Here is a 14844-nt window from a genome sequence, read left to right as displayed (position 1 = left end):
TGTTGCTATGATAGTACATCATACGGAATGAGAAAACACGAAGGACGTCCCTTGTACATAGCAAACCAAGACGAACTCGTGTCGTTTGTCGATCGTGCGAAAGCGTCGAGCGTTCTGGCAATCGATACCGAGTTCCTGCGCGAGAAGACCTATTATGCCCGCCTTTGCCTGCTCCAGATGGCAACCGACGACGAGACGGTCATCGTCGATCCGTTTGCGGTCGATGATCTTGGCGTGCTCGCACTGCTGCTTGAAAACGAATCCATCGTGAAGCTCTTTCATGCAGCGGGGCAGGATCTCGAGATCCTGTACCGGGAAATCGGCGTGCTGCCCAAGCCGGTGTTCGACACGCAGATCGCCGCGGCCCTGCTCGGCCACACCCAGCAGATCGGTTACGCCGCCCTCGTGTACTCGGAATGCGGTGTTCAGCTGAAGAAGATCGACTCCTTCACCGACTGGTCCCGAAGGCCTCTTTCGGAATCGCAGCTCAGCTATGCGGCCGACGATGTGATATACCTGCCGAAGCTTTACGCTTCGATGCATGCGGCCCTCGAAGAGAAGGGCCGGCTTCATTGGCTCGATCAGGATTTCGAATCGCTTTCGGACCCGGGTCGCTACGAGATCGACGAACGCGACCGCTACCGCAGGCTCAAGCGCGTGTCCCAGCTTTCGAGGAAACAGCTGTCGGCGGCTCGCGAGGTGGCTGCTTGGCGCGAGGTGGAGGCCCAGCGTCGGGATGTGCCGCGCAAGTGGATCGTAACCGACGAGCAGATCGTCGAGGCATGCAAGCGCGAAGCCCGCACCATCGACGAGCTCTTCATGGTGAGGGGCCTTGGAGACCGTTTGAGCACGAAAGACGCTCGAGCGGTGGTGGGGCTCATAGCCAAGGGCATCGACGCTCCGAAAGAGACCTGGCCCGAGACCGATCGCACTGGCAAGAACGAGCGCAACGTCGACGCGGAACTCGATTTGATGTGCGCGCTCGTGCGCTTGCGAGCGAAGGAGAACGGGGTTGCATTCCCGACGCTCGCCTCGCACGACGATCTCGCGCGGGTGGCGCGGGGCTATACCGAGGGGATCGATCTGCTCCGCGGATGGAGGCGCGCCCTCGTGGGAGCCGAACTCCTCGACCTGCTGGCGGGCAACATTGCCTTGAGTCTTGAAAAAGGTGCGCTCAAGGTTACGAAAACTTCACAGTAATCATGTGATGTTTTCGAACGGATGACCGATTCCCGTATAATGGTTTTCGAAACATGGAAGCTCAGACGCAGGCATGATCTGCGCGCATATCTAAGGAGACTGAGAGCGCTATGCCAATTAGCCCCCTCTATATCGCATTGATCGTCGTTACGCTCGCCATCGGCGGGTTTGCGACCTTTTACGTCAACTCCAAGTTGAAGAAGTACAAGAAGGTTCCGTCCGCGCTCGGCATAACGGGTGCCGAGATGGCGCGCCGCATGCTCGCCGCCAACGGGGTGTCCGGCGTTTCGATTCATCAGGGCGCACCCGGGCAGGATCACTTCGATCCGCGCAGCAACTCCATCTCGCTCGGACCCGACGAGTACAACGGCACGAGCATCACGGCCATCGCGACGGCCTGCCACGAAGCGGGGCACGCCGTGCAGTTCGCGCAGGGCTATTCGCCCATGAAGATCCGCAGCGCGCTCGTCCCCGTGGTCAACCTGGCGTCGAACGCCTGGATGTTCCTGTTGCTCATCGGCATCTTCATGAACCTTATGGGCCTTGTCGACCTTGCGATCATCATGTACGCCGCTGCGGTGCTCTTCCAGATCGTGACGCTGCCCGTCGAGTTCAACGCGAGCCGCCGCGCCATGGCGTACCTCGGTACGACCGGCGTGTCGCAGGGCGAGCAGACAGGTGCCTTCTCGGTGCTGCGCGCCTGCGCATTCACCTATGTTGCTGCGGCCCTGACCTCCATCCTGCAGCTGCTGTACCTGCTGTCCCTTCGCGACAACAACTAGGCGATCGCGCATGCCGGAGGATTTCGAGCAGCGCCAAGACGAACCGTTGAGCGTTTCGGCGGCGCTTGCGCTTGCCAAGAAATCGCTCGAGTCGTTCACCGTCAAGCTCATCGGCGAGGTCTCCGAGGTCTCGAACAAGCCCGGATACAAAGCTGTGTACTTCTCGGTCAAGGATTCCGGGGCGAGCATGCCCTGCATGATGTGGCTCAACCGCTACAAGAGCGCGGGCGTTGATCTGCGGGTCGGCATGCTCGTCGAGCTGACGGGGCGGTTCACCCTGTACGCGCCGAAAGGCCGTATGAACTTCGACGTATTCGGCCTTTCCCTCGCGGGCGAGGGAAACCTGCGTTTGCAAGTGGCGAACCTTGCCAAAAAACTCGAGGCCGAAGGCCTTATGCGGCCCGAGCGCAAGAAGCCCCTTCCGCAGCTTCCCGAGCGCATAGGCCTCGTAACCTCCCCGCGGGGTGCGGCGGTCCACGATGTGCTGCGAACGCTGAGAAGGCGCTATCCGCTTGCACGGGTCATGCTCGCAGGCGTCGCCGTCGAAGGGGAGCATGCGCCCGCCGGGCTGATAGCGGCGCTCGAGGCGGTACGGGATGCGGGGGCCGAGGTCGTGCTGCTCGTGCGCGGCGGCGGGTCGTTCGAGGATCTCATGCCGTTCAACGACGAGGCGTTGGCGCGTGCCATCGCATCGCTCGGCGTGCCGGTGGTTACCGGTATCGGACACGAGCCCGACACGAGCATCGCCGACATGGTGGCCGACGTGAGAGCTTCGACGCCGACTGCGGCGGCGGAGACGGTAAGTCCGACCTTTGAGAGCCTCGAAGGTGAGCTCGACATCGAGGGGTCGAACCTTTCCCGCGCCTTGACGACGAGGATCGAGCGGGCGCTTTCGGCGGTCGACCGCATCGCCGATCGCCCGGTGTTCGCCGACCCGAACATGCTGTTCGCCGTGGAAGCGCAGAGCCTCGACTTGTTCGAAGACCGCCTGCAGCGGGCCATTCCGATCAATCTCGATCGCGATCGCGTGAGGCTCGCCCATCTCGAGGAGCGAGTCCGCTCGGCGGGCGCTGCGATGCTGCCGCGTTTCGAGAACCAGCTCGCCATGGGTGCCGCGCGCCTGCACGACCTATCGCCGCTCACGATTCTTTCGAGAGGCTACGCGATCGCCAAAGACGAACAGGGCTCCATCGTCAAGAGCGTCGATGCCATACGGCTCGACGATACGGTCCAGGTCGAGGTTGCAGACGGCCGTCTCGGCTGCACCGTCGAGAAGATAGAGAAGATTACGAGTGAGAACATTTTGTTTGGAGGCTTAGATGAACGATAACGCGCGGCCTATCGAAGAGATGACGTTTCGGGAGGCGATGTCCGAGCTCGAGGGAATCGTCGGCGTGCTCGAGGGCAACACCCTTGAGCTTGAGGATTCCCTGAAAAGCTACGAGCGCGGCGTTGCACTGCTCGCCGCGTTGAAGAAGCGCCTGAACGAGGCCCAGCAAAAGGTCGATGTCCTCATGGGCGAACTCGAAGCGGGTGCAAACGATGCAGCCACCGATACGACCTTGTCGTAGAATGTCATCGTAGCGGCAGAAACGAAAACCTGAAACCGATGCAGGTCAGAAGGAAAGGAACCGGTATGGACGATTGCATTTTCTGCAAGATAGCGGCAGGGGAGATACCCGCAACCGTAGTGTACGAGGACGAACGCGTTCTTGCATTCGAGGATCTTAATCCCCAAATGCCCGTTCATGCGCTCATCATCCCCAAAGAGCACTACGCCAACATCGGGGACGCCGTCCCCGACGATCTTATGGGCCACGTATTCAACACGGTGAAGAAAGTCGCCGAAATCAAAGGCATCGCCGATTCGGGGTATCGGGTCATCGTCAACACCGGATCCGATGCGCAGCAGACCGTCCACCACCTTCATGTGCATGTACTCGGTGGCGCGCCGATGAATTCGGGATCTCCCGCTTTGTCGTAGGGTTCGCTCGCCCGTGCGGCGAGCTCGATGCGCCCGCGTCCCTTTCCGCTGCTCGCCGCAGGCGATGCGGCGATGATGGATTGCGGGTTCGGCTTGCGGTGCGAACCGCGGGCAGCTCGGGCCGCGTATGCGGCCTTTTTCTTTATTCTTGGGTCGATACCTGTGGATTTTCTATAACATGCTGCCGCTTGCCGAGATCCTTGACCACTCAATCGGACAGATGGGCTGATAACCCCTAAAATTAATAGCTTACCGAGTGCACAAGGAGGCGGAATATTGAACGTATTGGTTGTCAACGCAGGTTCATCGTCCCTGAAATACCAATTGGTCAACGTCGAGCAGCAGAAGCTCCTCGCCAAGGGGATCTGCGAGCGGGTAGGCTCGAGCGGGGCATTTCATAAGCACGGACTCGATGAGAACGAGCATGTGCTCGATGCCGAGATGAAAGACCACGATGCCGCAATGGCGCTCGTCATCGATGCGCTTCTCGACGGACCCACGAAAGCCATCGATTCGCTCGACGAGATCGACGCGATCGGGCATCGCGTCGTGCAGGGCGGCAAGTACTTCGACAAATCGGCTCTCATCGACGACGACGTGATTGCCAAGATCGACGAGCTTGCAGAGCTCGCACCGCTTCACAACAAGGCAGCGCTCATGGGTATCCACGCCTGCCAGAAGCTCATGCCGAACGTTCCGATGGTGGCGGTGTTCGACACGTCGTTCTTCCAGACGCTCCCCCCGAAGGCGTACATGTACCCCTTGCCTTACGAGATGTACGAGAAGCATGCCATCCGCAAGTACGGCGCCCACGGAACCTCGCATCGCTACGTGGCCGAGCGCGCCGCCGTCGTGCTCGGGGAACCGCTCGACGAGCTCAAGCTCATCACCTGCCACCTCGGGAACGGCTGCTCCGCCTCGGCCATCGATCACGGCGTCGCCGTCGATACCTCGATGGGTCTCACGCCGCTCGACGGCCTCATGATGGGAACCCGCTGCGGCGCGATCGATCCCGCCATCGTTCCGTTCATCATGGAGCACGAGGGTCTGACCACTTCCGAGGTCAACGACCTCATGAACAAGAAATCGGGCCTTTTAGGCATTTCGGGCATCAGCAACGATCTGCGCAGTGTCAAAGAGGCCTCCGAGCAGGGACACGAACGAGCCCAGCTCGCTTACGACATGTACTCGAACTCCGTTAAGAAGTACATCGGGCAGTACATCGCCGTCATGGGCGGCGTCGACGCCATCGTGCTCACGGCGGGCGTCGGCGAGAACTGCGAGAAGATGCGCCGCATGATCTTCTCGGGCCTGCAACCGCTCGGCATCGTGCTCGACGAGGAGAAGAACCGCCACCGCGGGTTCGAGCGCGAGATCTCGAGCGACGATTCGAGGGTCAAGATCATCGTCATTCCCACGAACGAGGAGTACATGATCGCCCGCGACACCTACGAAATCGTGTACGCCAAGAGCCAGCTTGTGGAGGCGTAAGCCGAAAGCACGCGCTCTCGGCATCTCGTTGCCCCGCAAAAACGAAGCGACCCCGATGATCGGCAAATCATCGGGGTCGCTTTTTCTTCGCTACAGCGCTGCGAAGCGCTCGCGCGGATGGTGTCAGTTCGCCGCCTTCTTCGCCTGTGATTGCACGCAGGTGATTCCGATCACGCCGACGATGTCCTCGGCCGAGCAGCCGCGGGACAGGTCGTTCACCGGCGCGGCAAGGCCTTGGGTGATGGGGCCGTAGGCTTCGGCCTTCGCAAGGCGCTGCACGAGCTTGTAGCCGATGTTTCCGGCATCGAGGTCGGGGAAGATAAGAACGTTGGCCCTGCCCGCAACCGTCGATTCGGGTGCCTTCGACGCGCCCACCGAGGGCACGATGGCGGCATCGAGCTGCAGCTCCCCGTCGATGGCGACACCGGGTGCGAGCTCCCGGGCTATTTCGGTCGCCTCGATGACCTTGTCGCGGTCGGCGTTCGCCGAAGCGGATCCGTAGGTCGAGTGGGAGAGCATGGCGACGACGGGTTCGGTGCCGATGAGCGTCTTCCATGACCCGGCCGAGCTCACCGCGATGTTCGCGAGCCGTTCGGAATCGGGCTGGATCTCGAGGCCGGAGTCGGCGAACAGGAACACGCCGTTGTTGCCGTATTCGCAGTCGGGGACGATCATGATGAAGAACGCGCTCACGAGACGAACGCCGGGTGCGGTTTTCAGGATCTGGAGCGAAGCGCGCAGCACGTCTGAGGTGGAGTGGCAGGCACCGCACACCATGCCGTCGGCGCGGCCGAGCTTCACCATCATGTTGCCGAAGTACAGTACGTTGTCCATGAGTTCGAGCGCCTGCTCTTCGGTCATGCCTTTCGCCTTGCGAAGTTCGTAGAGCGCGGAGGCGTATTCGGCGCGTTCGGGGGCGGTGCGCGGATCGACTACGGCAGCGCCTTCGAGGTTGTAGGAACTCGCGTTGATCGCTTCGGCGTTCCCGAGGATCACCAAATCGGCGATATCGTCGGCCAAGATTGCCTCGGCTGCTTTAAGCGTCCGCTCGTCGTCTCCCTCGGGCAACACGATGGTCTGCTTATCGGATGCAGCCTTCGCAAGGATGGTTTCGATGAATGATCCCATGTTGGTAATCCGTCCTTTCTCGATTTGTCCAAATTATATGATAATGGGACGAGGTGCAATGTCTCACGGTAAAATGGTTTCTCGGCAGAATATGCAGGACAATAGCAAGCCGCGCTGCATCGGCGGAAATGAGCCGGGGCGCCGCTTCGTCTCATACATTTCCTAAAGGAAGGGTTCACATGGGTGTACAGGTGCGCAGTTTAAAGGAGCTCGACGTCGCCGACTACGATGCGGTTGTCGTGGGAAGCGGTTTTGCGGGTGCCGTCGTGGCTCGAGAGCTTGCCGAACGGGCGGGCAAGCGCGTGCTGATCGTGGAGAAGCGGGCGCATATCGGCGGCAACATGTACGATGAGCTCGATGAGAGCGGCATCCTCGTCCACCGTTACGGGCCGCATATCTTCCATACCAACGACAAGCGCGCTTTCGAGTACATCAGGCGCTTCACCGAGTGGCGCGATTACGAACACGAGGTGCTCGCCGATTGGTACGGCACGTACATGCCCGTTCCGTTCAATAAGAACTCCATGGAGATCGTCTACGGCGAGGAGAAGGCCGCCCGCCTCATCGACAAGCTCATCGAAACGTTCGGCGACGAACGCAAGGTGACCATCAACGAGCTGCGCGCCCAAGACGATCCGGAGCTTTCCGAGATCGCCGACTTCATCTACAAGAACGTGTTTCTGTACTACACCCAGAAGCAATGGGGCCTCACGCCCGAAGAGGTCGATCCGAGCGTAACCGCGCGCGTGCCCGTGTTCGTTTCGCGCGACAACCGCTACTTCCAGGACGCCTACCAGGGAATGCCCGCCGACGGCTACACGGCGGTGTTCGAGAACATGCTCGACCACGAGCTCATTGACGTATGCCTCGAGACCGAGGCCGAGAGCGTTTTCGATCTCGAGTTCGAGAGCGATGACGAGAACGCGCCGCTTTGCGCCATCTCCATCAAGGACGTGGCGATCACCGGGCCCATCGTCTACACCGGCCCGCTCGACGAGCTTTTCCTCTCGCGGTTCGGCAGGCTTCCGTACCGCAGCCTCGACTTCGTCTACGAGACCCACGATGCCGATCACGTGCTTCCGTGCGGTACGGTCAATTTCACCGTAACCGAAGATTATACGCGCATCACCGAGTTCAAATACCTGACGGGGCAAGATCATCCCAAGACGACGATCATGAAGGAATACTCCCATTCCTACGACGACCCGAAGACGCAGATCCCGTATTACGCGATCATCAACGAAGAGAACGCCGCGCATTACGATCGCTACCTCAAACTGACGAGCGGCCTCGACAACTTCCATCCGCTCGGACGGCTCGCCGAGTACCGCTACTACAACATGGACGTCATCATCGGCCGTGCGCTCGCGCTCGCCGACGAACTCGTCGGCGAAGAGTAGTCGGCGGTATGGCTATGAAGACAATATCGTTTGCGGTACCGTGCTACAACTCCGCATCGTACATGGACGTCTGCATCGAGTCGATTCTGAAATGCGGCGACGATATCGAGATCCTCATCGTCAACGACGGGTCGACGAAGGACGACACGGCCGAGAAAGCCGATGAATGGCAAGCGCGCCATCCCGGCATCATCAAGGCGATCCACAAAGAGAACGGCGGACACGGTTCTGCGGTGAATGCGGGGCTGGCCGCGGCAACCGGCCTGTACTACAAGGTGGTCGACTCCGACGACTGGCTCGACGAGGCCGCCATGCGCGAGATCATGGCCTATCTGCGCGAGCAGGCGACGCGCGAGAACCCTACCGACATGGTGATCGGGAACTACGTGTACGAGAAGGTGCACGAGGGCAAGCGGACCATCATGCACTACCGCAACGTGTTTCCCGAAAGCAAGGAGTTCGGGTGGGAGGACGTCGGGCACTTCTCCCAAAGCCAGTACCTGCTCATGCATTCGGTCATCTACCGAACGGAGCTGCTGCGCGACATCGATCTGAAGCTTCCCGAGCACACCTTCTACGTCGACAACATCTTCGTGTACGTTCCGCTTCCGCATGTGAAGACGATGTACTACCGCGATGTCGACATGTACCGGTACTTCATCGGACGCGAGGATCAGAGCGTCAACGAGAGCGTCATGATGTCGCGCATCGATCAGCAGCTTCGCGTCACACGCGTCATGATCGACTCGGTCCGTCTTCCCGACGACGTCTCGGATAGGCGCCTCGAGCATTACATGGAGAACTACCTGTCCATGATGATGTGCATCTGCTCCATTTTCCTGCGCATGCAAAACACCGACGAGTCGGAAGACAAGCGCGAGGAGATCTGGATGTACCTCAAGGACAGCAACGAGACGCTGTACCGCCGCATCAGGCGCAGCGTGCTGAACATGGGAACGAACCTTCCCACCGAGTTCGGAAGGCGCATCGGCCTGACGGGATACCGCATGGCCCAGAAGATTTTCAAATTCAATTGACGCAGCACCTCGCGGCGCCCGGCCTCGGTTTTCGGGTGGAAGCGCACGCCGCGTAGGCGCTGGTTTACACTGTTCGATTAAAGCCCGGCTTCGGCCGGGCTCATTTGTAGTCGGAGGAGTTCTTCGAACCCGATCCGGTGGTTCGGCGCTCCATCGCAATCTCGCGCCCGAATCTGACGGCTGCGTCGCCGAACCGGTCTTTGACCTTATCGGTTGCGGCGAGCAGTCCGCTGCGTTTTTCATCGTCTGCAATGACGGGCTTCACGTCGTCGTCGCTCGGAGCCTCCTGCGAAACGTCGAACAGCGCCCCCTGCACCGGCTCTTCACCATCGAAACCCGCCATGCCCACGCCGATCAACCGAACGGGAATGCCCGGCTCCCAGATCTCACGTGCCATTCGGTACAACAGGGGGGTGAAGAACAGATCGTCGTCGGTCGGTTCGTCGAGCCTTCTCTGCACGCTTCTGACGCTGCGGTCCGAAAACCGCAGTTTCAAACTGACCGTATGCCCGCGCATGCCCTTCTTACGCAGGCGCCTGCCCACCTTCGACGCCATCGTGGCGATGCCCGCCTCCACATCCTCGACCGTCGAGAGGTCTTCGGCAAAGCTCGTCTCGTTGGATACCGACTTGACGGGATCGTCGTCGGATACCGGCGTTATATCGCCGCCGTTGGCCCGCGCCATGATCATCTCGGCGTTTTTCCCGAAGATATGCTTGAGCAGGGACTCGTCGGCCTTGGCGAGCTCTCCGAGCGTGCGGACGCCGTGCGCGGTGAGCTCCTTTTCGGCGGCGGGCCCGATGCCGCTCATCGTACGGATGGGCAAAGGGCTTAAGAAATCCTTCTCGCGTCCGGGGTACACGATCGTAAGGCCCTGGGGTTTATCCATGTCGGAGGCGATCTTGGCGATCGTCTTGGTTGTGCCGAGGCCGATCGAGCAGGTTACGCCCAGTTCGGAAACGCGCTTCTGGATGCGCTGGGCAACGAGGATGGGGTGCTCGGCAACGTGTGCGGTGGGGGAGATGTCGAGAAACGCCTCGTCGATGCTCACCTGTTGTATGCGAGGGCTCTCGTCGAGGAGTATTTCCATGATGCGCTTCGACATCGCACGGTAGCGGCTGTAGTGCCCGTGCGTCCATATCGCATCGGGGCACAGGCGTGCGGCTTGCGAGGACGGAATCGCGCTGCGCACGCCGTAGACGCGCGCCTCGTAGGATGCGGTCGAAACGACGCCTCGCTTGTCGGGGTCGCCGCCGACGATGACGGGCTTACCGCGCCATCCGGGATGGTCGAGCTGCTCGACCGAAGCGAAAAACGCATCGAGGTCGACAAGCAGGATCGCCGAGCCGTGCCAAGCGGGAAGCTGCCCGGCGGCATCGACTTGCGGCCCCTCGCCGCCGACGTTATGTCCGTGTGTGCGATACATGGTGTTCATAGTCTAACATGTCGGGCATAAGGCACTTGAATTGTGCTAGGATTGGTTACCCCGCGACGGGGATCGTCGCGTCGCACGGTACGGAGGGAGAAAGACATGTCGGCTTTGTTTGGGTTCAACGCTCGTTCGGGCGTTCGCGACGCCACGACGGCGCAGCCCGAGAAGCCTCTGTCGTTGCCCTACGAGCTTCGAACCGAGATGAACTGGGTCGACTTTTCGGGAACGGCAAACCCCCTCGGTACGCCCAAATCGTTCATCCGGGCGATGCACACAGCGCTCGTCGACGGCGAATTGAGCTATATGCCCGACCGCAGCGCCCATACGTTCCGTGCAACGCTTGCGCGGAAGTTCGGCGTTGCCCCCGAATCGTTTCTGTGCGGCACTTCGGTAAGCGACATGGTCCGCTCGGTTGCGCAAACGTACCGCCCCTGCTCGGTGGGCGTCGTGTCGCCTGCGGCAGCCGAGTTCATGCTGGCCGTCGCCAATGCGGGCCACGACGTTGTCGAGCTTTCCACCCCGCATGCGTTCGTCGTTCCCGACGTGCACGCGGCGCACGATAACGGTTTGAAGTTCGATGCTGCGGTGCTTGCTAACCCCACGTACCCGACAAGCCGCCTGCTGCCCAAGCAGACGCTGGTCAATTACCTGGAGGCATGCTCGTGGGTGGTCGTAGACGAGAGCCTCATCGAGCTCACCCTCGGCGGCGAGAGCATGATTTCCCTGACCGACCGCTACCGCAACCTCATCGTGATACGGTCGCTCTCGTCGGCGTTCGCCATGCCCGGCGTTCCGATCAGCTACTGCATCGCCCATCCCGATACGATCGCCCAGATAGAGCGCTTCTTCGACAATTCGGGTCTCTCCATGTTCGCCGAGGTCGTCGGGGCGCACGTGTACGGCGAATCGGCCGATTACCTCGAGCGAACGCGCGAGTTCCTCGATACCGAGATCCCGTGGATGCAGTGCATGCTCAACCTCATCCCCGGCATTCAGATATTCCCGGCCGAAGCGAACTTCGTCATGTGCTCGTTCGACAACGCGGCGCCGATGGATCTGGCGGTTGCAAACACCTCCGAGCTCGTGCTGCGCCTGCAGCTTGCGGGTTTCCTCGTGAGAAAGCTCGAGGGGATGCCCGGGATCACCGGCGGCAAGTACTTCTGCGTCGGCGTGCGGAGCCGCGAGGACAACGAGAAACTGCTCTCCGCGCTCCGTGAGATCATCATCGGCAGGCGCTAGCTAGCCCAGCCGTACGCGAGCCTCCTTCCTGCGCATGCGTCCCGGCGAACACGATCGTCGCCAGTGGGCGCCGTCGTTTCCCAAGCGCAAGCCGCCTGCCTCGCGCGACCGCATTGTAGCCGATCCTGTAAAAAAGCCCCCGACCGCCGTTGAGCGGTCGGGGGCATCGATTCGACTCGGCCCGGCGCTCGATCAGCGCCTGTCTGCCAGGAAGAACAGTGCGAGCGTGCCGGGACCCGAGTGAGCTCCGATGACCGGGTCCACGTAGTTGATGTGGACTTCGCCCACGCCGAACTCCTCGCGTACTTTGCCGGCAACGTACTCCGCATCCTCGATGCAGTCGCCGTGCGTGATGAACACGACCTGCTCGGAAATCGGCTCGACGGCCGATTTCCTCATGTGGTCGACCAGCGCGTTGAGCGACTTCTTGCGCCCGCGAACCTTCTCCATCGGGATGAGGTGGCCCTCGTCGTCAACGTGCATCACGGGCTTGATGTTGAGCATGGTTCCGGCCCACGCGCTCGTTTTCGAAACGCGGCCCCCGCGGAACAAGAACATGAGGTCGTCGACCGTGAACCAGTGGGCGAGGCGAAGGCGGTTGTCCTTCACCCATTCCGCGACCCCGTCGATGTCCATGCCCTCGCGTTTCTTCTGCACCGCGTAATACACGAGCAGCCCTTGGCCGCCCGATGCCGCCAGCGTTTCGACCGAGCGTATCGTGCGCTCGGGGAACTCGTTCTTCAGATCCTTCAACAGAAGGTCGATCGCCTCGTAGGTTCCGGAAAGCCCGCTGGAGAATCCCAGATAGAGTATGTCCTGCCCTTCTTCGAGCAGGTTCCTGAAGAGCTTTTCGGAATCGGCGAGGTTCGGCAGGGAGGTGGTGATGACCTTTCCCTCGCGCATCATGGTGTAGAACTGCTTCAGATCGGTTCGTTCGCCTTTGAGATAGCTTTGGTACTGCTCGCCATCGATCATGAACGTGAGCGGAAGAATATGGAGACCGAAGTCGTCGATCATATCCTCTAAGAGATTGCAGCTCGAATCGGTAACGATTTCAAAGCCCATGGGTCACCTCGAATCATGCTTGTCGTTAAATCGTGTCCTGAGCCAGTATAAACATTCTCGTACGACCCCGTATGTCACAATTTTGAAAAGTATCGTAAGGCACGGGGGAAATGAGGAAATTCCCCTATAATGTTCAAGTTTGATGCGATTATCCGGGCCGCTGGCCCGAGTGAATACGATAACCTGAGGAGACGGCGTGGGAAACAGCTACAAGGAAACGATGAATCTGCCCAAAACCGATTTTGCCATGCGTGCGAATCTGCCCGAAAACGAGCCGAAGCGCTTGGCGAAGTGGGAGGAGGCCGACCTGTACTGGAAGGTGCTCGAGAAGAACAAAGACGGCGAACCCTTCGTTCTGCACGACGGCCCCCCGTACGCGAACGGCCCGATCCATATCGGACACGCGTTCAATAAGATCCTCAAGGATTTCGTGATAAAAAGCCATGCCCAGCGCGGTTTCTATACGCCCTACGTCCCAGGGTGGGACTGCCACGGCCAGCCCATCGAGCATATGGTCGAGGTGACGCTCGGCCCCGACAAGATGGCCGCCATCGACCAACCGACCCTGCGCCGCCTGTGCCGCGAGTGGGCCGAGAAGTACGTCGACGTGCAGCGCGAAGGCTTCAAGCGCCTCGGCGTCAACGCCGATTGGGATCATCCGTACCTCACGTTCACGCCCGGATACGAGGCGGGCAACGTCGAGATATTCAAGAAGATGTACCTCGACGGCGCGATCTACCGGGGCCGCAAGCCCATCCATTGGTGCAAAAGCTGCCATACCGCCCTCGCCGAGGCCGAAATCGAGTACAGCGACGAGACGTCGCCCTCCATCTACGTCAAGTTCAAGCTCGACACGGTTCCGGGCGTCTTCGAGGCTGCCGGCGTCGATGCGGACGCTTACGTGCTCATCTGGACCACCACGCCCTGGACGCTTCCCGCCAACACGGCGGTGAGCTTGGCTCCCGATGCCGATTACGTGATGGTCGAAGTCGACGGGAGCTACCTCCTCATGGCCCTCGACCTCGTCGAGCAGGTGGCCGAGACGGCGGGCTGGGATACCTACCGCATCGTTTCCGGTGCCGACGGCGAACCCGTTGCCCTGAAAGGCCGCGAGCTCTACGGCCTCACCTATACCGCCCCCGTTCGCCAGGACCTCAAGGGTACCGTGATCTACGGCGACCACGTGACGCTCGACACCGGCACCGGCGCGGTCCATACCGCACCGGGCCACGGCCAAGACGACTACCTCGTAGCCATCGAGTTCGACATCCCGCTGCTCATGCCCGTCGACGACAACGGGCGTTTTACCGACGAGGCGGGCCAGTTCGCTGGGCTCGATACCGACGAGGCGAATCCCGTCATTATCGAGTGGCTGCGCGAGCAGGGAACGCTCGTCGCCGAGAAGAGCATTACGCACAGCTACCCCCATTGCTGGCGCTGCCACAAGCCCGTGATCTTCCGCGCAACCGACCAGTGGTTCGTCTCGATGGACAAAACCGGCCTGCGCGAGAACACCATGCGCGTCATCGAGAACGACGTCACATGGATTCCCGAATGGGCCTCGAACCGCATCGGCTCGATGGTGGCCGACCGTCCCGACTGGTGCATCTCGCGCCAACGTTCGTGGGGCGTGCCGATCCCCGTCTTCAAGTGCGCCAAGTGCAACAGCACCGTGGCCACCGAGGAGACGTTCGACGCGGTGATCGAGCTCTTCCGCACGGAGGGCGCCGACGCGTGGTTCACGAAGGATCCGAGCGAGTATTTGCCCAAGAGCGTCGCGTGCGAGGTGTGCGGTTCCCACGAGCTCGTTCCCGAGAAGGACATCCTCGACGTGTGGTGGGAGAGCGGCGTGAGCCATACGAGCGTGTGCCGCTACCGCGCAGACGAGGGCCTCACCTTCCCGGCCGACATGTACCTCGAGGGCTCCGACCAGCATCGCGGGTGGTTCCAGTCCTCCATCCTCACAAGCGTGGGGGCCTACGGAGTGGCTCCGTACAAATCGGTCATGCACTGCGGATTCACGATGGACGCCGAGGGCAAGAAGATGTCGAAATCGGCGGGCAACGGCATCGATCCGGCCGACGTC

At 60.8% G+C, this 14844-nt stretch carries 13 protein-coding genes; 10 read left to right on the top strand and 3 right to left on the bottom strand.

Annotation, left to right across the window (positions count from 1 at the left end):
* The first annotated feature begins 51 nt into the window (after positions 1-51).
* From rnd to C1722_RS04395, 6 genes are all read left to right on the top strand, one after another.
* Complete coding sequence (rnd, locus tag C1722_RS04420) at positions 52-1200, top strand: ribonuclease D (RefSeq protein WP_102378173.1); 1149 nt, start codon at positions 52-54, stop codon at positions 1198-1200.
* Positions 1201-1310: 110 nt separating this feature from the next.
* Entirely contained in the window at positions 1311-1982 is a 672-nt protein-coding gene (locus C1722_RS04415; RefSeq protein WP_102378172.1) for a zinc metallopeptidase, read from the top strand.
* 10 nt (positions 1983-1992) lie between these two features.
* Positions 1993-3312, top strand: coding sequence for an exodeoxyribonuclease VII large subunit (gene xseA / locus C1722_RS04410; protein WP_102378171.1), 1320 nt, complete (start codon positions 1993-1995; stop codon positions 3310-3312).
* Positions 3302-3553 carry an exodeoxyribonuclease VII small subunit gene (gene xseB / locus C1722_RS04405; protein ID WP_102378170.1) on the top strand — a complete coding sequence of 84 codons (252 nt, stop codon included), beginning with the start codon at positions 3302-3304 and terminating at the stop codon, positions 3551-3553. Before xseA ends, xseB begins: the two co-directional genes overlap by 11 nt.
* 65 nt (positions 3554-3618) lie before the next feature.
* Entirely contained in the window at positions 3619-3966 is a 348-nt protein-coding gene (locus C1722_RS04400) for a histidine triad nucleotide-binding protein (RefSeq protein WP_102378169.1), read from the top strand.
* 276 nt (positions 3967-4242) lie between these two features.
* Positions 4243-5457, top strand: a complete 1215-nt coding sequence (locus C1722_RS04395) for an acetate/propionate family kinase (RefSeq protein ID WP_102378168.1) — start codon at positions 4243-4245, stop codon at positions 5455-5457.
* A gap of 123 nt (positions 5458-5580) precedes the next feature.
* Here the strand turns inward: C1722_RS04395 and pta are convergent, their stop codons facing one another.
* A complete protein-coding gene (gene pta, locus C1722_RS04390; RefSeq protein WP_102378167.1) occupies positions 5581-6585 on the bottom strand; it encodes a phosphate acetyltransferase in 1005 nt (334 codons plus the stop codon).
* 179 nt (positions 6586-6764) lie between these two features.
* Between pta and glf the strand changes: the two genes are divergently transcribed.
* Complete coding sequence (gene glf, locus C1722_RS04385) at positions 6765-7985, top strand: UDP-galactopyranose mutase (RefSeq protein WP_102378166.1); 1221 nt, start codon at positions 6765-6767, stop codon at positions 7983-7985.
* An 8-nt stretch (positions 7986-7993) separates the two neighbouring features.
* Positions 7994-9022, top strand: a complete 1029-nt coding sequence (locus tag C1722_RS04380; protein ID WP_425319336.1) for a glycosyltransferase family 2 protein — start codon at positions 7994-7996, stop codon at positions 9020-9022.
* A 100-nt stretch (positions 9023-9122) separates the two neighbouring features.
* On the opposite strand, the gene dinB is transcribed toward C1722_RS04380, so the two are convergent.
* The gene (dinB, locus tag C1722_RS04375; protein WP_102379527.1) at positions 9123-10448 is read right to left on the bottom strand and encodes a DNA polymerase IV; all 1326 of its coding nucleotides are present in this window, start codon (positions 10446-10448) and stop codon (positions 9123-9125) included.
* Positions 10449-10553: 105 nt separating this feature from the next.
* On the opposite strand from dinB, the gene C1722_RS04370 reads away from it, so the two are divergent.
* On the top strand, positions 10554-11693 hold the full coding sequence (locus C1722_RS04370; RefSeq protein WP_102378165.1) for a pyridoxal phosphate-dependent aminotransferase: 1140 nt from the start codon (positions 10554-10556) through the stop codon (positions 11691-11693).
* A gap of 192 nt (positions 11694-11885) precedes the next feature.
* On the opposite strand, the gene C1722_RS04365 is transcribed toward C1722_RS04370, so the two are convergent.
* Positions 11886-12758, bottom strand: coding sequence for a DegV family protein (locus tag C1722_RS04365; protein ID WP_102378164.1), 873 nt, complete (start codon positions 12756-12758; stop codon positions 11886-11888).
* A gap of 196 nt (positions 12759-12954) precedes the next feature.
* On the opposite strand from C1722_RS04365, the gene ileS reads away from it, so the two are divergent.
* A partial coding sequence (gene ileS / locus C1722_RS04360; RefSeq protein ID WP_102378163.1) for an isoleucine--tRNA ligase occupies positions 12955-14844 on the top strand: 1890 nt, incomplete at its 3' end.

It is taken from the genome of Raoultibacter timonensis (assembly GCF_900240215.1).
Taxonomy (GTDB): domain Bacteria; phylum Actinomycetota; class Coriobacteriia; order Coriobacteriales; family Eggerthellaceae; genus Raoultibacter; species Raoultibacter timonensis.
Note: the sequence above shows the minus strand (reverse complement) of the source record. Positions and strands in the feature narration are given on the sequence as shown.

Excerpts from the sequence above, each read along its gene's own strand:
- glf (WP_102378166.1), top strand. The coding sequence starts at position 6,765 with ATGGGTGTACAGGTGCGCAGTTTAAAGGAGCTCGACGTCGCCGACTAC.
- C1722_RS04365 (WP_102378164.1), bottom strand. The coding sequence starts at position 12,758 with ATGGGCTTTGAAATCGTTACCGATTCGAGCTGCAATCTCTTAGAGGAT.
- C1722_RS04380 (WP_425319336.1), top strand. The coding sequence starts at position 7,994 with ATGGCTATGAAGACAATATCGTTTGCGGTACCGTGCTACAACTCCGCA.
- xseA (WP_102378171.1), top strand. The coding sequence starts at position 1,993 with ATGCCGGAGGATTTCGAGCAGCGCCAAGACGAACCGTTGAGCGTTTCG.
- C1722_RS04415 (WP_102378172.1), top strand. The coding sequence starts at position 1,311 with ATGCCAATTAGCCCCCTCTATATCGCATTGATCGTCGTTACGCTCGCC.
- xseB (WP_102378170.1), top strand. The coding sequence starts at position 3,302 with ATGAACGATAACGCGCGGCCTATCGAAGAGATGACGTTTCGGGAGGCG.
- C1722_RS04370 (WP_102378165.1), top strand. The coding sequence starts at position 10,554 with ATGTCGGCTTTGTTTGGGTTCAACGCTCGTTCGGGCGTTCGCGACGCC.
- C1722_RS04400 (WP_102378169.1), top strand. The coding sequence starts at position 3,619 with ATGGACGATTGCATTTTCTGCAAGATAGCGGCAGGGGAGATACCCGCA.
- dinB (WP_102379527.1), bottom strand. The coding sequence starts at position 10,448 with ATGTATCGCACACACGGACATAACGTCGGCGGCGAGGGGCCGCAAGTC.
- pta (WP_102378167.1), bottom strand. The coding sequence starts at position 6,585 with ATGGGATCATTCATCGAAACCATCCTTGCGAAGGCTGCATCCGATAAG.